18 protein-coding genes are annotated in these 19,819 nt (G+C 62.0%); 11 read left to right on the top strand and 7 right to left on the bottom strand.

The window, feature by feature from the left end; translation table 11 throughout:
• Positions 1-20: 20 nt before the first annotated feature.
• A complete protein-coding gene (locus JFU04_RS29120) occupies positions 21-920 on the bottom strand; it encodes a D-hexose-6-phosphate mutarotase (RefSeq protein ID WP_201146173.1) in 900 nt (299 codons plus the stop codon).
• Positions 921-977: 57 nt separating this feature from the next.
• Positions 978-1,382 carry an acyl-CoA thioesterase gene (locus JFU04_RS29115; protein WP_003176975.1) on the bottom strand — a complete coding sequence of 135 codons (405 nt, stop codon included), beginning with the start codon at positions 1,380-1,382 and terminating at the stop codon, positions 978-980.
• A 466-nt stretch (positions 1,383-1,848) separates the two neighbouring features.
• On the opposite strand from JFU04_RS29115, the gene JFU04_RS29110 reads away from it, so the two are divergent.
• The 8 genes from JFU04_RS29110 to JFU04_RS29075 all read left to right on the top strand — a co-directional run bounded on the left by JFU04_RS29110 (position 1,849) and on the right by JFU04_RS29075 (position 12,310).
• On the top strand, positions 1,849-3,138 hold the full coding sequence (locus JFU04_RS29110; protein ID WP_065902562.1) for an MFS transporter: 1,290 nt from the start codon (positions 1,849-1,851) through the stop codon (positions 3,136-3,138).
• 243 nt (positions 3,139-3,381) lie between these two features.
• A complete protein-coding gene (locus JFU04_RS29105) occupies positions 3,382-4,368 on the top strand; it encodes a phosphate ABC transporter substrate-binding protein PstS (RefSeq protein WP_065902556.1) in 987 nt (328 codons plus the stop codon).
• A 384-nt stretch (positions 4,369-4,752) separates the two neighbouring features.
• The gene (locus tag JFU04_RS29100; protein WP_177343931.1) at positions 4,753-6,786 is read left to right on the top strand and encodes an ABC transporter permease subunit; all 2,034 of its coding nucleotides are present in this window, start codon (positions 4,753-4,755) and stop codon (positions 6,784-6,786) included.
• Positions 6,787-6,801: 15 nt separating this feature from the next.
• Complete coding sequence (gene pstA, locus JFU04_RS29095) at positions 6,802-8,472, top strand: phosphate ABC transporter permease PstA (RefSeq protein ID WP_065902554.1); 1,671 nt, start codon at positions 6,802-6,804, stop codon at positions 8,470-8,472.
• Positions 8,473-8,565: 93 nt separating this feature from the next.
• Positions 8,566-9,399, top strand: a complete 834-nt coding sequence (gene pstB, locus JFU04_RS29090; protein WP_065902553.1) for a phosphate ABC transporter ATP-binding protein PstB — start codon at positions 8,566-8,568, stop codon at positions 9,397-9,399.
• A 115-nt stretch (positions 9,400-9,514) separates the two neighbouring features.
• Entirely contained in the window at positions 9,515-10,276 is a 762-nt protein-coding gene (gene phoU / locus JFU04_RS29085) for a phosphate signaling complex protein PhoU (RefSeq protein WP_025856390.1), read from the top strand.
• A 168-nt stretch (positions 10,277-10,444) separates the two neighbouring features.
• Positions 10,445-11,353 (top strand): response regulator, encoded by a 909-nt coding sequence (locus JFU04_RS29080; protein ID WP_065902551.1) that lies wholly within the window; start codon positions 10,445-10,447, stop codon positions 11,351-11,353.
• A 285-nt stretch (positions 11,354-11,638) separates the two neighbouring features.
• On the top strand, positions 11,639-12,310 hold the full coding sequence (locus tag JFU04_RS29075) for a M23 family metallopeptidase (protein ID WP_201146171.1): 672 nt from the start codon (positions 11,639-11,641) through the stop codon (positions 12,308-12,310).
• Between the two features lie 31 nt (positions 12,311-12,341).
• On the opposite strand, the gene JFU04_RS29070 is transcribed toward JFU04_RS29075, so the two are convergent.
• The 3 genes from JFU04_RS29070 to phoB form a co-directional block, all read right to left on the bottom strand.
• The gene (locus JFU04_RS29070; RefSeq protein WP_010207573.1) at positions 12,342-13,682 is read right to left on the bottom strand and encodes a hemolysin family protein; all 1,341 of its coding nucleotides are present in this window, start codon (positions 13,680-13,682) and stop codon (positions 12,342-12,344) included.
• A gap of 269 nt (positions 13,683-13,951) precedes the next feature.
• Positions 13,952-15,277 (bottom strand): phosphate regulon sensor histidine kinase PhoR, encoded by a 1,326-nt coding sequence (phoR, locus tag JFU04_RS29065; protein ID WP_256595149.1) that lies wholly within the window; start codon positions 15,275-15,277, stop codon positions 13,952-13,954.
• A gap of 97 nt (positions 15,278-15,374) precedes the next feature.
• Positions 15,375-16,064, bottom strand: coding sequence for a phosphate regulon transcriptional regulator PhoB (gene phoB / locus JFU04_RS29060; RefSeq protein ID WP_003176964.1), 690 nt, complete (start codon positions 16,062-16,064; stop codon positions 15,375-15,377).
• A 154-nt stretch (positions 16,065-16,218) separates the two neighbouring features.
• Here phoB and JFU04_RS29055 point away from each other — a divergent pair, with 154 nt between their 5' ends.
• Positions 16,219-16,596 carry a COG4315 family predicted lipoprotein gene (locus JFU04_RS29055; protein ID WP_065902547.1) on the top strand — a complete coding sequence of 126 codons (378 nt, stop codon included), beginning with the start codon at positions 16,219-16,221 and terminating at the stop codon, positions 16,594-16,596.
• 189 nt (positions 16,597-16,785) lie between these two features.
• On the opposite strand, the gene ubiA is transcribed toward JFU04_RS29055, so the two are convergent.
• Complete coding sequence (gene ubiA, locus JFU04_RS29050; RefSeq protein WP_201146168.1) at positions 16,786-17,676, bottom strand: 4-hydroxybenzoate octaprenyltransferase; 891 nt, start codon at positions 17,674-17,676, stop codon at positions 16,786-16,788.
• The gene (locus tag JFU04_RS29045; protein ID WP_106802274.1) at positions 17,676-18,239 is read right to left on the bottom strand and encodes a chorismate--pyruvate lyase family protein; all 564 of its coding nucleotides are present in this window, start codon (positions 18,237-18,239) and stop codon (positions 17,676-17,678) included. Before JFU04_RS29045 ends, ubiA begins: the two co-directional genes overlap by 1 nt.
• A gap of 195 nt (positions 18,240-18,434) precedes the next feature.
• Between JFU04_RS29045 and JFU04_RS29040 the strand changes: the two genes are divergently transcribed.
• Positions 18,435-18,602, top strand: a complete 168-nt coding sequence (locus tag JFU04_RS29040; RefSeq protein ID WP_015886569.1) for a rubredoxin — start codon at positions 18,435-18,437, stop codon at positions 18,600-18,602.
• Between the two features lie 37 nt (positions 18,603-18,639).
• Complete coding sequence (locus JFU04_RS29035; protein WP_201146167.1) at positions 18,640-19,788, top strand: NAD(P)/FAD-dependent oxidoreductase; 1,149 nt, start codon at positions 18,640-18,642, stop codon at positions 19,786-19,788.
• Positions 19,789-19,819: the final 31 nt, after the last annotated feature.

The following is a 19,819-nucleotide window of genomic DNA, read 5'->3' as shown; positions in this document are numbered from 1 at the left end:
CTCCTGCATCGGGTTCGGGTTTACTGGGCTAGCGCTTTGATGCTCACACCCAGGGTATGACTTTCGCCCGGCGCCAGGCTCACCACATCATCCAGCACATTCGCCGTTTCGATGCACAGCATGCCTGTCCACCCATCATCGGCCATGTCATCAAACGCCTTGGCGCGTTCGGTCCAGGGGTTCCAGATCACCGTCGACTTCGAGCCCTCGGCGGTGAGTTGGATGCGGCGCTGCCAGTCTTTGTCGACAATAGTCAGCTGGGGCGGCGTGTCGAGGTAGATGCGATCCGTCTCGGCGGTGAAGTGCAGCAGGCCCGATTGCGTCTTCTCGGTCCAGCCGTCGGCGGTATCGATGTACGCCAGCCCGTCCAGGCCCTCGACCTGCACGTTGCGCACATCGCTCACGGCGAAGTAGGTGTGCAGCGCCTGGCTGAGCGTCACGGTATCAGTGCCGCGGTTGTGGCTGGTCAGGTGGATATGCAGTTGGTCGTCCAGCCGCAGGCTCAGTTTCAGGTCGACCTGATGCGGCCAGCCGGGGAAGCCTCCCGCAGGCACCGGCAACACCAGGTCGACCCGCAGCGTTTCGCCTTCGAGTTCCGTCGCGGCCAGTTCCCACAGGGCGGTGCGCACAAAACCGTGGGCGCCGGCGGGCTGGTCACTCTGGCGCATTGCCTTGACGCTTTGCGGATTGCGGTCAAACACGCCAAACCATGGCCAGCACACCGGAACGCCGGTGCGAATGCCTTTGCCTTGCTTGAACACCGCCTCAGGATTCGGCCAGATCAGCGGCTGCTCGCCTGCGCGTTGGTAACTGAAGATGTGCGCGCCTTGTCGGGCGACTTTCAGTTCGGCGCCGTTGTGGCGAATGTGCCAGCAATCCAGCTCGTCGATTTTCACGGTTTCAACGTGGGGCGTAGGCATACACAGCACTCTTTATGGCAGGCAATGGGGCAATTGACCGTCAAAACCCGATGAGGTTTAACGCGCGCGCGACGGGACCGAACGCGTGCGGCCGCTGCCATCGATGGCGACGAACACGAACACCGCCTCGGTGACCTTGCGCCATTCGCTGGACAGCGGGTCATCGCTCCACACTTCGACCATCATCTGGATCGAGCTGCGGCCGATTTCCAGGGCCTGGGTATAGAAGGAAAGCTGCGCGCCCACCGCCACCGGGACCAGGAACGCCATGCGATCAATCGCCACGGTGGCCACGCGGCCACCCGCGACCTTGCTGGCCATGGCGGTACCCGCCAGGTCCATCTGCGCGACCAGCCATCCGCCGAAGATGTCGCCGAAACCGTTGGTTTCACGCGGGAGGGCGGTGATTTGCAAGGCGAGATCGCCTTGCGGGATAGGATCTTCTTGTTCGAGTTCGATCATGCCGAGGGTGCCTCTGACCCGTGACGCTTCATGGGTATTTCAAGTGGATAGCCGTCTTCTGGAAAAACGTTTCAGCACCAACATACACCGCGTGATGCGTTTCTCGTAAGGCGTACTAAAAGGGAAACTCTGCCAAATCGGCTGGATGGCACCCAACGACGTTTTGGCACAGCAGCCCCTCAAGACTGGGGTTCTGCGCTTGCAAGGGCCGAGTATATCGAGACACATGCGCCACGACGACCTCTGGGCACTCATTTGGTCGGCAATTCGCGGCTGTATCGCGGCTTTTTCCGGCAACTGTGCTTCTGATTGCGGTTAATGTGCGGTCACCGGGGATAATTTGCCCACTGGAACTGTTATCAGCTCACCGCTGTGCTTTTCCAAGCGATTTGCTATCTTGCCGAACCCGCCCTGGCGCAGCCAGCACCCCGGATCTGCCGTCCTGACTAATAAGAGAAGCCTTGCCATGTCCTCCGTGCCCGCAAGCAGTGCGCAACCTTCGCGCCCGCTGACCCGCAACGACTACAAAACCCTGTCGCTGTCTGCCTTGGGCGGGGCGCTGGAATTTTATGATTTCATTATTTTCGTGTTTTTCGCCACCGTGGTCGGAAAACTGTTCTTCCCCGTGGACATGCCCGAATGGCTGCGCATGATGCAGACCTTTGGCATCTTCGCCGCCGGCTACCTGGCGCGCCCGTTGGGCGGCATCATCATGGCGCACTTCGGTGACCTGCTGGGCCGCAAGAAGATGTTCACCCTGAGCATCTTCATGATGGCTGTGCCGACCCTGATCATGGGGCTGCTGCCGACGTACGCGCAGATCGGCCTGTGGGCGCCGATCCTGTTGCTGCTGATGCGCGTCATCCAGGGCGCAGCGATTGGCGGCGAAGTACCGGGCGCCTGGGTGTTCGTTTCCGAGCACGTGCCACCGCGCCATATCGGCTACGCCTGCGGCACCCTGACCAGCGGCCTGACCGCCGGGATCCTGCTGGGCTCGCTGGTGGCCACCGCAATCAACACTATCTATAGCCCGGAGCAGGTCTCGGATTACGCCTGGCGCATCCCGTTCCTGCTCGGCGGTGTGTTCGGCCTGCTGTCGGTGTACCTGCGCCGCTGGCTGCATGAAACGCCGATCTTCGCCGAGATGCAGCAACGCAAGACCCTGGCCGCCGAGCTGCCGTTGCGCGCCGTGCTGCGTGATCACCGCAGTGCCATCGTGTTGTCGATGCTGCTGACCTGGCTGCTCTCGGCCGGCATCGTCGTGGTTATCCTGATGACCCCGACCGTGTTGCAGACCGTCTACCACTTCAGCGCGACCGTGGCGCTGCAGGCCAACAGCCTGGCGATCGTCACATTGAGCCTGGGCTGCATCGCCTCCGGCGCGCTGGCCGACCGTTTCGGCGCCGGGCGTGTGTTGATCTTCGGTTGTGCCCTGCTGCTGGCGACCTCCTGGACGCTGTACCACAGCCTCATCGCCCACCCCGACTGGCTGTTCCCGCTGTACGCCTTGACCGGTTTGTTCGTCGGCACCATCGGCGTGGTGCCGTATGTCATGGTCAAGGCTTTCCCGCCGGTGGTGCGTTTCAGTGGGTTGTCGTTCTCCTATAACGTCGCCTACGCCATATTCGGCGGCCTGACGCCGCTGGCCGTGTCGCTGCTGATGAAGGAAAGCCCGATGGGCCCGGCCTACTACGTTGCTGTCCTGTGCGTGATGGGGATGGTCGTGGGTGGGTTCCTGTGGAAGCGCGGGCGCTAAGACCCGCCCGATCACCCAGTGTGGCGAGGAAGCTGGCTCGCGCAGCGGCCCTGAAAAAGGCACTGCTGCGCAGTCCCGCGGGAGCCAGCCCTCTCGTCACAATTCAATGTTTCTGCCCTCGTAGCCTGCGCTCCTCTCGATAGTGGCCTTTCATCTAATTGTCACATTGCAGACATAGAGTGTTCACACGGCCTCTCGATACTTGGCCCCGATCCAACTATCCCTATCTGCTAGGAGCAAGGCATGAAACTGAAGCGTTTGATGGCGGCAATGACTTTTGTCGCTGCTGGCGTTGCGACCGCCCACGCGGTGGCCGCTGGTGTTGACCCGGCAATTCCGGCTTACGCCAAGACCACTGGCGTATCGGGCAACTTGTCCAGCGTTGGTTCCGACACTCTGGCGAACCTGATGACTTTGTGGGCTGAGTCCTACAAAAAGGAATACCCGAACGTCAACATCCAGATTCAAGCTGCCGGCTCCGCCACTGCGCCACCTGCGCTGACTGAAGGCACCTCCAACCTGGGCCCGATGAGCCGCAAGATGAAGGACACCGAACTGGCGGCCTTCGAGCAGAAGTACGGCTACAAGCCAACCGCAATCCCGGTTGCCGTGGATGCCCTGGCGGTATTCGTGCACAAGGACAACCCGATCCAGCACCTGACCATGGAACAAGTCGATGCGATTTTCTCCTCGACGCGTCTGTGCGGTGGCAAAGCCGACGTGAAAACCTGGGGTGACCTGGGTGTGACCGGCGACCTGGCCAACAAGCCAGTGCAATTGTTCGGTCGTAACTCGGTATCCGGCACCTACGGCTACTTCAAGGAAGAAGCCCTGTGCAAAGGCGACTACAAGCCAAACGTGAACGAACAGCCTGGCTCGGCTTCGGTCGTGCAGTCGATCAGCTCATCGCTGAACGGCATCGGTTACTCGGGCATCGGCTACAAGACCGCCAGCGTGAAGACCGTGGCCCTGGCCAAGAAAGGCAGCACTGACTACATCGAAGACAGCGAAGAAAACGCGCTGAACGGCAAATACCCGCTGTCGCGTTTCCTCTACGTTTACGTCAACAAAGCCCCGAACAAGCCTCTGGCCCCGCTGGAAGCCGAGTTCGTGAAGCTGGTTCTGTCCAAACAGGGCCAGGAAGTTGTAGTGAAAGACGGCTACATCCCACTGCCAGCCAAAGTTGCCGCCAAGGCCCTGGCTGACCTGGGTCTGAAAGAAGGCAACTGATTGCCTCTGCGGGGCCGGCCTGCCGGCTCCGCATCCGAATTTTCTAGTCCGCTGCCAGCTTTGCTTCGCGGCGGATTTGTTGCGTCACTGCACTGTCATCTTTCTGTCATACAGGATCGCTAGGGTGTGCGCATGAATGATCTGGCCAATTCCACCATGACGACGACTTCCCCTCCCAAGCGCATTGATTTCAATACGCCTGAGCTGCAACGCAAGCGCCGCATCCGCGCCCTCAAGGATCGCCTGACCCGTTGGTACGTGCTGGTAGGCGGCCTCGCCGTCCTCGGCGCCATTACCCTGATCTTCTTCTTTCTGGCCTATGTCGTCGCGCCACTGTTCCAGGGCGCCTCGCTGACCAAGGAAGACGCCCTGACCCCGGCCTGGATCCAGGACGCCGGCAAGCCGCTGATGATCTCCCTGGAAGAACAGAACCAAGTCGCCATGCGGGTTTCCGACAAGGGCCAGGCGCTGTTCTTCAACGTCGAGACCGGTGCCGAGCTCAAGCGTGTCGACCTGCCACTGCCCGCCGGCACCCGTGTTGCCTCCATCGGTGAAGACCAGCCCGGCAGCCCGCTGGTGATCCTCGGTTTGTCCAATGGCCAGTCCCTGGTATTCCGCCACACTTATAAGGTGTCCTACCCGGACGGCAAGAAAACCATCACCCCGGCGATTGAATACCCTTACGGCGAAAACCCGATCGTGCTGGACGACGCCGGTCGCGCGCTGGAGCATGTGGCCCTCAACGCCACCGACTCCTCCCTGGTCGTTGCAGGCTCCGCCGGTTCGCACTTGAACGTGCTGACCCTGAGCCGTGAAGAAAACATGATGACCGGCGAAGTCACCAGCGAGCAGAAGCGCATCGAGCTGCCGCAGATGACCGAGCCGGTGAAGGCGATTTTCATCGATCCGCGCCAGCAGTGGCTGTACGTGATCAACGGTCGCGCGCTTGCGGATGTCTTCAGCCTGCGCGACAACAGCCTCAACGGGCGCTACAAATTGTCGGAAGATGGCACTGCCGAAATTACCGCCAGCACCCAGTTGGTGGGCGGCATCTCGCTGATCATCGGTAACTCCAAGGGCGGCCTGGCCCAGTGGTTCATGGCCCGTGACCCGGATGGCGAGCAGCGCTTCAAGCAGATCCGCACGTTCCAGATGGGCACGGCGCCTATCGTCGAGATTACCGCCGAACAACGTCGCAAAGGCTTCACCGCCCTGGATGCGTCCGGCAAATTCGGCGTGTTCCACAGCACCGCGCACCGCACCTTGCTGGTGGACCCGGTGGTCGACGGCCAGGGCGTGTTCGGCATGTCGCCACGCGCCAACCGCGTGATCGTCGAAGCCGGCGGCAAGTTGCAGCCGCTGGTGCTGGACAACCCGCACCCGGAAGTGTCCTGGAGCGCGTTGTGGAGCAAGGTCTGGTACGAAAACTACGACGAGCCTAAATACGTTTGGCAATCGACCGCCGCCAACACCGATTTCGAACCCAAGATGAGCCTTGCGCCGCTGACCTTCGGCACCCTGAAGGCGGCGTTCTACGCGATGCTCCTGGCCGCGCCACTGGCGGTTGCCGCCGCGATCTACACCGCCTACTTCATGGCCCCGAGCCTGCGCCGCAAGGTCAAGCCGGTGATCGAGCTGATGGAAGCGATGCCGACGGTGATCCTCGGCTTCTTCGCCGGCCTGTTCCTGGCGCCGTATGTGGAAGGCCACCTGCCGGGGATTTTCAGCCTGCTGATGCTGCTGCCGATTGGCATCCTGGTGGCCGGTTTTGTCTTCAGCCGCCTGCCTGAGTCGCTGCGCCTGCGGGTGCCGGACGGCTGGGAAAGCGCGATCCTGATCCCGGTGATCCTGTTTGTGGGCTGGCTCTCGCTGTACATGAGCCCGTACCTGGAGACCTGGTTCTTCGGCGGCGACATGCGCATGTGGATCTCCCACGACCTGGGCATCACCTACGACCAGCGCAACGCCCTGGTGGTCGGCCTGGCCATGGGCTTTGCGGTGATTCCGAACATCTACTCGATCGCCGAAGACGCCGTGTTCAGCGTGCCACGCGGCCTGACCCTGGGCTCGCTGGCCCTGGGTGCCACGCCGTGGCAGACCATGACCCGCGTGGTGATCCTGACCGCCAGCCCGGGCATCTTCTCGGCCCTGATGATCGGCATGGGCCGCGCCGTCGGCGAGACCATGATCGTGCTGATGGCCACCGGTAACACGCCGGTGATGGAGATGAACCTGTTCGAAGGCCTGCGCACACTCGCGGCCAACGTCGCGGTGGAGATGCCCGAGTCGGAAGTCGGCGGCAGTCATTACCGCGTGCTGTTCCTCTCGGCGCTGGTGCTGCTGTTGTTCACGTTCGTCATGAACACCCTCGCCGAGCTGATTCGTCAGCGTCTGCGCAAGAAATACTCGTCGCTTTAAGAAAGGTAGAAGTCTGTGAAACAGAACTCCCTGAATGGATGGTTCAAGAGCGGCGCCCCCGGCGTCTGGATCAGCGGTGGCGCAGTGTCCATCGCGGTCATCATGACCATTGGTTTGCTGGCCGTGATTGCAGTGCGTGGCTTGGGCCACTTCTGGCCGGCCGACCTGATCCAGGCCAACTACGACGTGCCGGGCCAGGCCAACCATATCGTCATCGGCGAAGTGGTGCAGAAAGAAGAAGTGCCGCGCGAGCGCCTGAAAAGCGCGGGCCTGCCGGTGCCGGATGCGGGTCCGGAATTCATGACCCGCGAGCTGATCAAGGTCGGCAACCGCGACCTGAACGGCAATGACTTCACCTGGATTGTCGGCGAGTGGCTCAAGGACCAGACCACGCCGGCGAACTTGATGACCATCGAGCGTCGTGAGTGGGGCAACTTCTACGGCACCCTGGTCAACGTCAAGCAGGATGGCAAGGTCATCGCCGAAGGCGACGCCGCGTGGCCGGAGCTGCAGGCGCGGGTCGACCGCGTCAACAAGCTCGCTGCCCAGCTCAAGACACTCGAAAAATCTGACATCGGCGCGATCAACGCCGGGCTTGAACGCATCCGCCTGCATGGCCGCAAACTGGAACTGGAAGGCAAGCTCGACGCCGCCGCCCAGGCCGACATGGACTCCGGTCGCGCCGAGCTGAATGCCCGTTACCAGGACATCGAAGCACGCCTGGCCGACCTGCACGCCCAGTTCAATCGCGATGCCCTGACGGCGCGTGATGCGAACGGCAAGGAAGTCGAAATCGGCATCGGCAAAGTCGTTCACGCCTACCAGCCGAACGCCATGGGTACACTGACCAAGATCGGCTTCTACTTCAGCAAGGTCTGGGAATTCCTCAGCGATGACCCACGGGAAGCCAACACCGAGGGCGGGATTTTCCCGGCTATCTTCGGCACCGTGATGATGACCCTGATCATGGCAATGATCGTCACCCCGTTCGGCGTGCTGGCAGCCGTGTACCTGCGTGAATACGCCAAGCAGAACACCCTGACCCGCGTTATCCGGATCGCCGTGAACAACCTGGCCGGCGTACCGGCCATCGTCTACGGCGTGTTCGGCCTGGGCTTCTTCGTGTATGTACTGGGTGGCTCGGTTGACCGTCTGTTCTTCGCCGAAGCCCTGCCGGCCCCGACCTTCGGTACGCCGGGCCTGCTGTGGGCCTCGCTGACCCTGGCGCTGCTGGCGGTGCCGGTGGTGATCGTGGCCACCGAAGAGGGCCTGGCGCGGATTCCTCGCACTGTGCGCGAAGGGTCCCTGGCTCTCGGCGCGACCAAGGCGGAAACGCTGTGGAAGATCGTACTGCCGATGGCCAGCCCGGCGATGATGACCGGCATGATCCTCGCCGTGGCCCGTGCCGCCGGTGAAGTGGCGCCGCTGATGCTGGTGGGCGTGGTGAAACTGGCGCCGTCGCTGCCGCTGGATGGCAACTACCCCTACCTGCACCTGGACCAGAAGATCATGCACTTGGGCTTCCATATTTATGACGTCGGCTTCCAGAGCCCCAACGTCGAAGCCGCGCGGCCGCTGGTGTACGCCACCGCCTTGCTGCTGGTGCTGGTGATTGCCACGCTCAACTTGTCGGCGGTGTGGATTCGCAACCACCTGCGCGAAAAATACAAAGCGTTGGACAGCTAAAGCTATTAGCCACAAGCGGCAAGCTACGAGCCGCTTTTGCCCAAATCTTGCAGCTTGCAGCTAGAAGCTGGCAGCTACGAACGGAGTGAGACCATGCAACACGACACCCATTCCCACGGCATCAACATGTCTGCCCTGGGTCGCGACAAGCAGGGCCTGAACCTGGCCCAGGAAACCGTGGCCATTGAAGTGCCGGGCCTGAGCCTGTACTACGGTGAAAAGCAGGCGCTGTTCGACGTCAGCATGAACATCCCCAAGCAGCGCGTGACGGCCTTCATCGGCCCCTCGGGCTGCGGCAAGTCGACGTTGCTGCGCACCTTCAACCGCATGAACGACCTGGTCGACGGTTGCCGCGTGGACGGCGCCATCAACCTCTACGGCACTAACATCTACCGCAAGGGCGAAGACGTGGCCGAGCTGCGTCGCCGGGTGGGCATGGTGTTCCAGAAGCCCAACCCGTTCCCCAAGACCATCTACGAAAACGTGGTCTACGGCCTGCGCATCCAGGGCATCAACAAGAAGCGCATCCTCGACGAAGCGGTTGAGTGGGCCCTCAAGGGCGCGGCGTTGTGGGACGAGGTCAAGGACCGCCTGCACGACTCGGCACTCGGCTTGTCCGGTGGTCAGCAGCAGCGCCTGGTGATCGCCCGTACCATCGCGGTGGAGCCGGAAGTGCTGTTGCTCGACGAGCCGTGCTCGGCACTCGACCCGATTTCGACGCTGAAAGTCGAAGAGCTGATCTACGAGCTCAAGTCCAAGTTCACCATCGTCATCGTGACCCACAACATGCAACAGGCGGCGCGCGTTTCCGACTACACCGCGTTCATGTACATGGGCAAGCTGGTGGAATTCGGCGACACCGATACGCTGTTCACCAATCCGGCGAAAAAGCAGACCGAAGACTACATTACCGGTCGTTATGGCTAGTAGCGGCAGTTGCAAGCCGCAGGTTTCAAGCGGCAAGTAAAAGCAGCTCAATGGAACGACACACATCAGCTTGCAGCTTGTAGCTTGCGGCTTACAGCTTTTGCGGAGCAAACGCATGATTAGCAAAGAAGGCCTTACCCACCACATCTCCGCGCAGTTCAACGCCGAGCTTGAGGAAGTGCGCAGCCACCTCCTGGCGATGGGCGGGCTGGTGGAGAAGCAAGTCAACGACGCAGTCACCGCGCTGATCGAGGCTGACTCGGGCCTGGCCCAGCAAGTGCGCGAGATCGACGACCAGATCAACCAGATGGAACGCAACATCGACGAAGAATGCCTGCGCATTCTGGCCCGTCGCCAGCCGGCGGCGTCCGACCTGCGTTTGATCATCAGCATTTCCAAGTCGGTGATCGACCTGGAGCGCATCGGCGACGAAGCCACCAAGATCGCCCGTCGCGCTATCCAGCTGTGCGAAGAAGGCGAAGCGCCACGCGGCTACGTGGAAGTGCGCCACATTGGCGACCAGGTGCGCAACATGGTGCGCGATGCCCTCGACGCATTCGCCCGCTTCGACGCCGAGCTGGCGTTGTCGGTGGCCCAGTACGACAAGATCATCGACCGCGAATACAAGACCGCGCTGCGCGAGCTGGCCACCTACATGATGGAAGACCCACGCTCTATCTCGCGGGTCTTGAGCATCATCTGGGTCCTGCGTTCGCTGGAGCGCATCGGCGACCACGCGCGCAATATCTCTGAGCTGGTGATTTACCTGGTTCGCGGGACCGACGTGCGGCACATGGGCCTCAAGCGCATGAAGGCTGAAGTTGAAGGGTCAGCCGATCTAATCCCTAATGTTCCGGGCGAAACTGACGATAAGTAAGGTTGCCCGAGAAATTAACGCCCGGCCCTTGGCCGGGCGTTTTTGTTTGTGGCAGCTGGATTTTTTGCGCGTCGGGTCAAAGAAAGTCCCGCCGTGACTACAGAGTTTTGGCAAAATGCCATCAGTCAGGCGTTCTGCGTGCCGCGGTTTTTATAGGAAATAGGGTCGATGAGTAAAGTCAGTGTATTGGTGGTGGATGACGCCTCGTTTATTCGCGACCTGGTGAAGAAGTGCCTGCGCAACTACTTCCCCGGGATCAAGATCGAAGATGCGGTGAACGGCAAAAAGGCCCAGGCCATCCTGATGCGCGAGACCTTCGACCTGGTGCTGTGCGACTGGGAAATGCCCGAGATGTCCGGGCTTGAGCTACTGACCTGGTGCCGTGAGCAAGCGCACCTCAAGGCCATGCCGTTCGTGATGGTGACCAGCCGCGGAGACAAGGAAAACGTGGTCCAGGCCATCCAGGCCGGGGTTTCCGGCTATGTCAGCAAACCGTTCACCAACGAGCAGTTGCTGAACAAGGTCAAGCAGGCCCTGCACAAGATCGGGCGTCTCGACGCACTGATCGCCAGTGCGCCGACCAAGATGAACTCGGCCTTTGGCAACGACTCCCTCAGCGCCCTGACCGGCGGCAAGCCCGAAGCCGTGCGCGCGGCCCCGGTTGCAGCGGCTGCCCCGGCGCCCAGCAAAGGCCTGCTCAACAGCCCACCGGTGCAAGCGCCTGCCGCCTCGCCGGCGGGTGGTCGTGGCCAGGGCCAATTGCGCCTGTCCAGTGGCAACCAGCAATGTGTAATCAAGGCGCTGAGCATCAAGGAAGCGCTGCTGGTGGTGCGTCGCGGTGAAGTGCTGCCGCAGGTGTTGGAAAGTGCCGTGCTCGACCTTGAGCAAGGCGACAACGCTGAAATCGCCCGCCTCAATGGCTACCTGCACGCCGTCGTCGCCTTCGAACCCAAGCCTGATAGCGACTGGCTGCAACTGACCTTCCGGTTTATCGACCAGGACGCGCAGAAGCTCGATTACATCTCCCGCCTGATCGCCCGCGGCACCGCGCAGAAGCACTTCGTGCCGGGTGCGTGACCCCCTGAATACGGGAGTCGACCGGTTGTCTGATTCGCGCTCGATGCCCGACGGGCAGCCGGTTTTCAGTTGGATCTCTTGCAGGCTGTACTAAGACTTCGGATCAGCCAGCCCCGTCTTAACCACGTCCTCACTGGCAAGATCGACAAACTGTCTCTGGATGCGCGGGTCAATTTGTCGGCGGCGGCCCGGATAAACGTGGGTATCGGTTTCAACGGACTGCCGCCTAAAGCTGTCATCAAGCCTTGTTAGCCTGCCGTTCAGTCATCCTGGCAGGTTCGCGTCATGCTCCTTCGCCTATTGCTGTTCTGCATGCTGGCCACGGTCGCCACCTCGACCCTGGCCATGACCCTCTATCAATCCACCGATGCCAATGGCGCGGTGTTTTTCAGCGATCGACATACACCGGGGTCCCAGGCGTTCGTGATCCAGGAACGCAGGGTCGAGCCTGTGCGACGGCCACTGTTGCAAAGGCCACGCGCAGTTAACCCACGACCAGCCTACCGCTACCCCTTGCCCTGGCGTGGCGGTCCGTTCCGCCTGACCCAAGGCCCCAACGGCAGCTTCAGCCACACCGACGCCAAGAGCCGCTACGCCATGGACATCGCCATGCCCGAAGGCACGCCAATCATTGCGGCGCGCAGCGGTACGGTAGTGAAGACCGAGAACAGCCAGATCGGGCGCGGTAACGATGCGTCCGGCAATTTCGTGCGCGTGCAGCACGATGACGGCACCCAGGGCGTGTACCTGCACCTCAAGCAAGGGTCGGTCAGCGTGCGGGTGGGGCAGCGTGTCGCGGTGGGAAGCCTGCTGGCGCTGTCGGGCAATACCGGCAACAGCAGCGGCCCGCATCTGCACTTCGTGGTGCAGCAGGGCACCGAGGCCGGGCTGGTGTCGATCCCGTATGAGTTCAACCAGCCCGTCGGTACATTGCCCAACTTCGCAGCGGGACTGTAGGAGCCGGGCTCCTACAGGGGTTTGGGGGGGCTCAGTCCAGCAGCAGGACTTTGGCCAAGACGATCTTCGGCCCTTTCATCTTCTTGATGATGATCCGCAGGCCTTCAACCTCCAGCACTTCTTCCTCTTCCGGCACCCGCTTGAGGGTGTCGTAGATCAGCCCGGCGAGGGTTTCGGCTTCGATGTGGTCGAGGTCGACACCCAGCAGGCGCTCGACCTTGAACAACGGCGTGTCGCCACGCACCAGCAGTTTGCCGGGCTGGTAGGCGAGGATGCCGCGCTCGGCCTTGCGGTGTTCGTCCTGGATATCGCCGACCAGCACCTCAAGCACGTCCTCCATGGTCAGGTAGCCGATGATCTTGCCATCGGCTTCTTCGACCAGGGCGAAGTGCGCGCCGCCTTTGCGGAACTGCTCCAGCAGTTGCGACAGCGGCATGTGCCGCGACACACGCTCCAGCGGACGAGTCAACTCGGCCAGATTGAACGATTCGGGAATGTGGTCCAAGGCTGCCAGTTCGAGCAGCAGGTCCTTGATGTGCAGCAGGCCCACGAACTCGTTGCGCACCGCGTCATACACCGGGTAGCGGCTGAATTTGTGGCGGCGGAACAGCGCGAGGATTTCCTTCAACGGCGCGTTGAAGTCCAGGGTGACGAGGTCTTCCCGGGAGTTGGCCCAGTCGACCACTTCCAGTTCGCCCATTTCCACGGCCGAGGCCAGCACGCGCATGCCTTGGTCGCTCGGGTCCTGGCCACGGCTGGAGTGCAGGATCAGCTTGAGTTCTTCGCGGCTGTAATGGTGTTCGTGATGCGGGCCGGGCTCGCCTTGGCCGGCGATGCGCAGGATGGCGTTGGCGCTGGCGTTGAGCAAGTAGATGGCCGGGTACATGGCCCAGTAGAACAGGTACAGCGGCACTGCCGTCCACAGCGACAGCAGCTCGGGCTTGCGAATCGCCCAGGACTTGGGCGCCAGCTCACCGACCACGATGTGCAGGTAGGAAATCACGAAGAACGCAGCAAAGAACGACACGCCCTTGATCACTTCCGGCGACTCGACGCCCACGGCGCCCAGCAGCGGCTCGAGGATGTGTGCAAAGGCCGGCTCACCGACCCAGCCCAGGCCCAGGGAGGCGAGGGTGATACCCAGCTGGCAGGCCGACAGGTAGGCGTCGAGCTGGCTGTGCACGGTGCGCAGGATCTGCCCGCGCCAGCCGTTCTTGTGGGCGATGGCCTCGACCCGGGTGGCGCGCAGTTTGACCATGGCAAACTCCGCCGCAACGAAGAAACCGTTGAGCAGTACCAGGATCAGTGCAAAAAGAATCATGCCGAAGTCGGCGAAGAGTGTAGCGAGGGTGATACCAGGGGAAGGGTCCATGATGGGGTTTTGCAGGTTCCGTGTGTTCAATTAGGGGTGGCAGGTGGGCCTGAAAGACAGGCGCAAGTCGGCCAATGTAGCGGCTGACGGGGCGCTTGCCTAGTGCCCACTGCCCGGCAGGACTTGGAATGCCCTCTCCACAACAACACAAATCCAACGTGGGGGCGGGCTTGCTCGCGAATGCAGTGGGTCAGTCAACCCATGTGTCGCTGACCGACCGCATTCGCGAGCAAGCCCGCTCCCACATTTAGGGGGGTGTCGATTTCAAGTTACTCATCTGTTCCAACCCCCCGCGAACGGGTTACCTGCGCCGGCGGAAAATGGCAGGTGAACGTACTGCCATGGCCCAGCACGCTACTGATTTCCAGGCGCGCGCGGTGGCGCAGCAGCACGTGCTTGACGATCGCCAGGCCAAGCCCGGTGCCGCCGGTGTTGGAGTTGCGGCTGGAGTCGACGCGGTAGAAACGTTCGGTCAGGCGCGGCAGGTGCTTGGCGTCGATGCCGATGCCGGAGTCCTGCACGCTCAAGTGCGCGCCGTGCTCGTCGGCCCACCAGCGGATGCGGATATTGCCCTTGTCCTGGGTGTACTTCACGGCGTTGAACACCAGGTTGGAAAACGCGCTGCGCAATTCGCCTTCGCTGCCCTTGAGCAGCACGGCCGGGTCGGCCTCCAGGGTGATCTGTTGCCCGCGTTGGCCGGAGAGCGCCTGGGCGTCATTCTTGATGGTCTGCAACAGGCTCTGCACGGCCACCGGATGGTTATCCGAGGGGTAGTCGGTGGCTTCGAGCTTGGCCAGCAACAGCAGGTCGTTGAGCAGCGTCTGCATGCGTGAACCCTGCTGCTGCATCTGCTGCAGGGCACGGCTCCAGCGCGGGTTGATCTCGTCGACGTTGTCCAGCAGCGTCTCCAGGTACCCGCAGATCACCGTCAAGGGCGTGCGCAGTTCGTGAGAGACGTTGGCGACGAAGTCTTTGCGCATCTGTTCCAACTGATGGATACGCGTCACGTCGCGCACCAGCATCAAGTGCTCGTTGTTGCCGTAGCGCGTCAGGTACAACTGGATCCGTACGCGGTCATTGGTGGGCGAGGGGATTTCCAGGGCTTCTTCGTAGTTTTCCTGCTCGAAGTACTCCTTGAAGCGCGGGTGACGCACCAGGTTGGTCACCGGCTGGCCGCTGTCCTGGGGCGTCTTGAGGCCCAGCAGGGTTTCGGCGGCGCGGTTCCACCATTCCAGGTTGCCGTCGCTGTCGAGCATGATCACCGCGTCTTTGAGCGCGGCGGTGGACTCCTGCACCCGGTCGATCACCGCTTGCAGGCGCCCGCGCACCCGTTGGTCGCGGCGTTGCAGGTGGTAGATGCTGTCGAACACCTCGCCCCACAAGCCGTAGCCGTCGGGTGGCGCTTCGTCGGGTTTGTGCTGGCGCAGCCATTCATGCAGGCGCAGCAATTGCTTGAGGGTCCAGCCCAGGTACAAGGCAATGCCGACTGCCAGGCTCCAGCCGTAATAACCACTCACCAGGCCCACCAACAGGCAGCCGGTGATCAGCAAAAGCATGTGACGGATCAGGGTGCCATGCCAGTTTTGGTTCACAATCGGTCCTTCGCACAGTGAAAAGTTTCAAGCTGCAAGCTTCAAGTCAGAGCAGATCAGCTTCTACTTGCCGCTTGTAGCTGAGAGCTTGCAGCTGCTTTCAACCCTTGGTGGAAAACCGATAACCGGTGCCGCGCACGGTTTGTACCAGATTCTCGTAGGCATCGCCCAAGGCTTTGCGCAGGCGGCGGATATGCACGTCCACAGTGCGCTCTTCGACATACACGTTGCCGCCCCACACCTGGTCGAGCAACTGGCCACGGGTGTAGGCACGCTCCTGGTGGGTCATGAAGAATTGCAGCAGGCGGTATTCAGTCGGACCCATCTCGGCTGGCTTGCCGTCGATGGTCACGCGGTGGCTGATCGGGTCCAGCAGCAGGCCGCCGACTTCGATTGGCGCTTCGCCATCGGTAGGACCGGCGCGCCGCAGTACGGCTTTGAGGCGAGCGACCAGTTCGCGGGGGGAAAACGGCTTGGTGATGTAGTCGTCGGCGCCGACTTCCAGGCCCTGGATCTTGTTGTCTTCCTCGCCCTTGGCCGTGAGCATGATGATCGGGATGTCCCCGGTCAGCTCATCGCGCTTGAGGCGGCGGGCCAGTTCGATACCGGAGGTGCCGGGCAGCATCCAGTCCAGCAGGATCAGGTCCGGCTTGCGGTCGACGATAATGGCATGGGCCTGCTGGGAGTTCTCCGCCTCCAGGCAGTCATAGCCGGCCATTTCCAACGCAACGGCGATCATCTCGCGAATGGGCGCTTCGTCGTCAACGATCAGAATGCTCCTGCCAACCATGCCTAAAATCCTCTTGTCATTTAACTGTCTTGCGCCGCATTAGATAACGGAATTATTGCAGTCGTGTGACAGTAATTTAGTCGCTTGGGCAATTCGCGCCTCTCTGGACTACGCTTTGGGTCCGAATCCTTACAACCAGAAAAGGAAGGTTCCGATGACTTACAGCACAATTTCCTGGAAAGCCCTGCTGGTCACGGCGGCGTTGACGCTGCCGACCCTGGCATTCGCGGCGGAGCCGGCGATGACTAAAGACGGGATGCTTGTCGACCACAAGGGCTTGACCCTCTACACCTTCGACAAGGATGCCGACGGCAAATCCGTGTGCAAGGATCAATGCGCGACCAACTGGCCGCCGCTGAAGGCGGATTCCACCGACAAGTCGACTGGTGATTGGACGGTCATCACCCGTGACGACCAGACCAGCCAATGGGCCTACAAAGGCAAGCCGGTGTACACCTACAAGGATGACAAAAAGGCCGGTGACAAGACCGGTGATGGCAAGGGCGGTGCATGGCACATCATCAAGCCGTAAGGTAATCCTGTCGCGGGCGGGCCTGTTGTGGTGAGCGGGCTTGCCCCGCGTTGGGGCGCGAAGCGGCCCCAGTAGAAACTACTGCGGTATTTCAGAAATAACGCGTCGCCAGGTTTTGGGGGTGCTTCGCGCCCCAACGCGGGGCAAGCCCGCTCGCCACATCAAGCCCCATCGCCCTGACAGCCCGGCTCACCGCAATGCGTAATCCGCCACAATCCCGACAAATATCGCCAACCCGGCCCAGTGGTTGTGCAAGAACGCCTTGAAGCATTTGAGGCGGTCCCTGTCGCGGGTGTACCAGAACTCCCAGGCAAAACAGCCCGCTGCCGCCAACAATCCCAAGTGGAACCAGCCACCCAGCTCAAACCTTGCGCCGGCGAGCAACAGGCACACCAGTGCCAGGCCCTGCAGGGTCAGGATGATCACGCGGTCCGCATCGCCAAATAGAATGGCGGTGGATTTCACGCCGATCTTCAAGTCGTCGTCACGGTCCGTCATTGCGTAATAGGTGTCGTAACCCACCGTCCACAGCAGGTTGGCGATATACAGCAGCCACGCCGTGGCCGGCAGGTGGCCGGTCTCGGCGGTGAACGCCATCGGCATGCCCCACGAAAACGCCGCGCCCAGCACCACCTGCGGGTAATAGGTGTAGCGCTTCATGAACGGGTAGCTCGCCGCCAAGGCCAGGCCGCCCAGGGACAGCAGGATGGTGGTGGCGTTGGTCAGCAGTACCAGCAGGAAGCTGATGCCCATCAGCACCGCGAAAAACACCAGCGCCTCTTTCGAGCTGATCTTGCCGCTGACCAGCGGGCGTTGCTCGGTGCGCTTCACATGGCCGTCGACCTTGCGGTCGGCCCAGTCATTGATCACGCAGCCGCCGGCCCGGGTCAGCACCACGCCCAACACGAAAATCACGATATTGCCCAAGGACGGCGAGCCCTTGCCGGCGATCCACAGCGCCCACAGCGTCGGCCACAACAGCAGGTAGATGCCGATGGGCTTGTCCATGCGCGTCAACTGAATGAAATCCCAGGCCCTGGGGTTCAGGCGGTTCAGGGACTTGAGCAGATGTTGGTACATCAGCAGTTCTCCGGATGATCATGCAGCGCCTGCCAGAAGCTCGGCAGGAAGATTTCCGCCACCAACACGCTCAGCGGCCCGCGATCAAAGCGCGAGCGACGTGCCCACAGCCCGTCGACCTGGTCCGCGGTGGGCAGCCATGGGCGAGGGTAGCGGCATACTTCAATGGCCTGGCGGGTGAACGCATGGTCGCAGAACAACAGTTCGCCGAGCGAACGGCTGCCGAGTTCGTCCATGTGCAGCCCGTCGCCCTGCAGTGCGCTGCGGGCCGCGACGCTGCGGGCGAACACCCACGGCTGGCCGTGTCCGCGCAAATACACTTCGCGTACCCAGCCGATCGTGGCCGGGGCCAGGCCCAATGCGGCACATTCATCGTCGCGCAGCGGCTGCCAGCCTTCGAACAGCGGTGTCACGCTGAAGCCGTCGTCGGACAGCCACGTCAGCCTGCGCGTGAGTGAGCCTTCGTCGAACAGCCAATCGAGGGTCAAGGGTGCAGGCGCTGGGACCAGAAGGCTCTGGGTCAGCCATTGGCAAGCATCGGGAAGGGCGGTTGAGTGCGGCACAGTGAGTCAGTATTGGCAGCAAAAGAGGCGGCGAGCTTACCATGGCATCCTGAGCTTTTGCCGGGCGGAACCCGCCGTTTGCGTCGATCATGCTTGCATCTGCCGGCCCCGATCAGTACAAAACGCCCTGAGCCGCACGGCAACGTTGGTCTATCGACCGTCGGCCAAGATGCCTGGACCCTGAGGAAGCAAGTAATGAAGAAGTGGCAATGTGTAGTCTGCGGCCTGATCTATGACGAGAAAGACGGCTGGCCGGATGACGGAATTCTGCCTGGCACCCGTTGGGAAGACGTCCCGGAAGATTGGCTGTGCCCGGACTGCGGCGTGGGCAAGATGGATTTCGAAATGATCGAAATCGGCTGATCTGAACATTTAAGAAACGTACTACAAGGAGAAAGGAATGAACGCACCTGTCGTGATCATCGGCACAGGATTGGCCGGTTACAACGTGGCCCGGGAGTTTCGCAAGCTCGACAGCGAGACCCCGTTGCTGCTGATCACTGCGGATGACGGCCGCTCCTACTCCAAGCCCATGCTCTCCACCGGCTTTGGCAAGAACAAGGAAGCCGATGGCCTGAGCATGGCCGAACCGGGTGCCATGGCCGAGCAACTCAAGGCCGAGGTGCGCACTCACACCCGCGTCAGCGGCATCGACCCCGGCCACAAGCGCCTGTGGATCGGCGAGGAAGCCGTGGCCTATCGCGACCTGATCCTGGCCTGGGGCGCCGAAACCGTGCGCGTGCCGGTCGAAGGCGATGCGGGCGAGCTGGTGTTCCCGATCAACGACCTCGAGGACTACGCGCGCTTTCGGGCTGCCGCTGCCGGCAAGCGCCGCGTGCTGCTGCTTGGCGCCGGGTTGATCGGCTGCGAATTCGCCAACGACCTGATCCTTGGCGGCTATGAAATCGACCTGGTGGCGCCGTGCGAGCAAGTCATGCCGACCCTGCTGCACCCGGCGGCTGCCGCGGCCGTGCAGGCCGGGCTCGAGAGCCAGGGCGCACGCTTCCACCTCGGGCCGGTGCTCAATCGCCTGCAGCGCAGCGCGGACGGCCTGGAAGCGCACCTGTCCGACGGTGAAGTGATCCACTGCGACCTGGTGGTCTCGGCCATCGGCCTGCGTCCGCGCGTCGACCTGGCGGCGGCTGCCGGCTTGCAGATCAATCGCGGGATCATGGTCGACCGCCACCTCAAGACCTCCCACGCCAATATCTACGCCTTGGGCGACTGCGCCGAAGTCGACGGTCTCAACCTGCTCTACGTGATGCCACTGATGAGCTGCGCCCGTGCCCTGGCCCAGACCTTGGCCGGCAACGCCACGGCGGTCAGCTACGGCCCGATGCCGGTCACCGTCAAGACGCCGGTCTGCCCGCTGGTGGTGTCGCCACCGCCACGCGGCACCGAAGGCGTGTGGAGCGTTGAAGGGCAGGGGGCCGACATCAAGGCCTTGTGCCGCGACGCCAGTGGCCGCCTGCTGGGTTATGCCCTGACCGGCAGCGCCGTGATGGACAAACTGGCCCTCAACAAAGAACTTCCGCCTTTGCTGGCGTAAATACCGGTCGTTCTGTCGGAATAAGCACGTT

The organism is Pseudomonas sp. TH21 (genome assembly GCF_016651025.1).
Lineage (GTDB): Bacteria > Pseudomonadota > Gammaproteobacteria > Pseudomonadales > Pseudomonadaceae > Aquipseudomonas > Aquipseudomonas aylmerensis.
The sequence above is the reverse complement of the archived record's forward strand: the minus strand, read 5'-3'. Positions and strand labels throughout refer to the sequence as shown.

What these genes read in the sequence shown, in the direction of transcription:
- JFU04_RS29120 (WP_201146173.1), bottom strand. Translation starts at nt 920, where the DNA reads ATGCCTACGCCCCACGTTGAAACCGTGAAAATCGACGAGCTGGATTGC.
- JFU04_RS29115 (WP_003176975.1), bottom strand. Translation starts at nt 1,382, where the DNA reads ATGATCGAACTCGAACAAGAAGATCCTATCCCGCAAGGCGATCTCGCC.
- JFU04_RS29110 (WP_065902562.1), top strand. Translation starts at nt 1,849, where the DNA reads ATGTCCTCCGTGCCCGCAAGCAGTGCGCAACCTTCGCGCCCGCTGACC.
- JFU04_RS29105 (WP_065902556.1), top strand. Translation starts at nt 3,382, where the DNA reads ATGAAACTGAAGCGTTTGATGGCGGCAATGACTTTTGTCGCTGCTGGC.
- pstB (WP_065902553.1), top strand. Translation starts at nt 8,566, where the DNA reads ATGCAACACGACACCCATTCCCACGGCATCAACATGTCTGCCCTGGGT.
- phoU (WP_025856390.1), top strand. Translation starts at nt 9,515, where the DNA reads ATGATTAGCAAAGAAGGCCTTACCCACCACATCTCCGCGCAGTTCAAC.
- JFU04_RS29080 (WP_065902551.1), top strand. Translation starts at nt 10,445, where the DNA reads ATGAGTAAAGTCAGTGTATTGGTGGTGGATGACGCCTCGTTTATTCGC.
- JFU04_RS29075 (WP_201146171.1), top strand. Translation starts at nt 11,639, where the DNA reads ATGCTCCTTCGCCTATTGCTGTTCTGCATGCTGGCCACGGTCGCCACC.
- JFU04_RS29070 (WP_010207573.1), bottom strand. Translation starts at nt 13,682, where the DNA reads ATGGACCCTTCCCCTGGTATCACCCTCGCTACACTCTTCGCCGACTTC.
- phoB (WP_003176964.1), bottom strand. Translation starts at nt 16,064, where the DNA reads ATGGTTGGCAGGAGCATTCTGATCGTTGACGACGAAGCGCCCATTCGC.
- JFU04_RS29055 (WP_065902547.1), top strand. Translation starts at nt 16,219, where the DNA reads ATGACTTACAGCACAATTTCCTGGAAAGCCCTGCTGGTCACGGCGGCG.
- ubiA (WP_201146168.1), bottom strand. Translation starts at nt 17,676, where the DNA reads ATGTACCAACATCTGCTCAAGTCCCTGAACCGCCTGAACCCCAGGGCC.
- JFU04_RS29040 (WP_015886569.1), top strand. Translation starts at nt 18,435, where the DNA reads ATGAAGAAGTGGCAATGTGTAGTCTGCGGCCTGATCTATGACGAGAAA.
- JFU04_RS29035 (WP_201146167.1), top strand. Translation starts at nt 18,640, where the DNA reads ATGAACGCACCTGTCGTGATCATCGGCACAGGATTGGCCGGTTACAAC.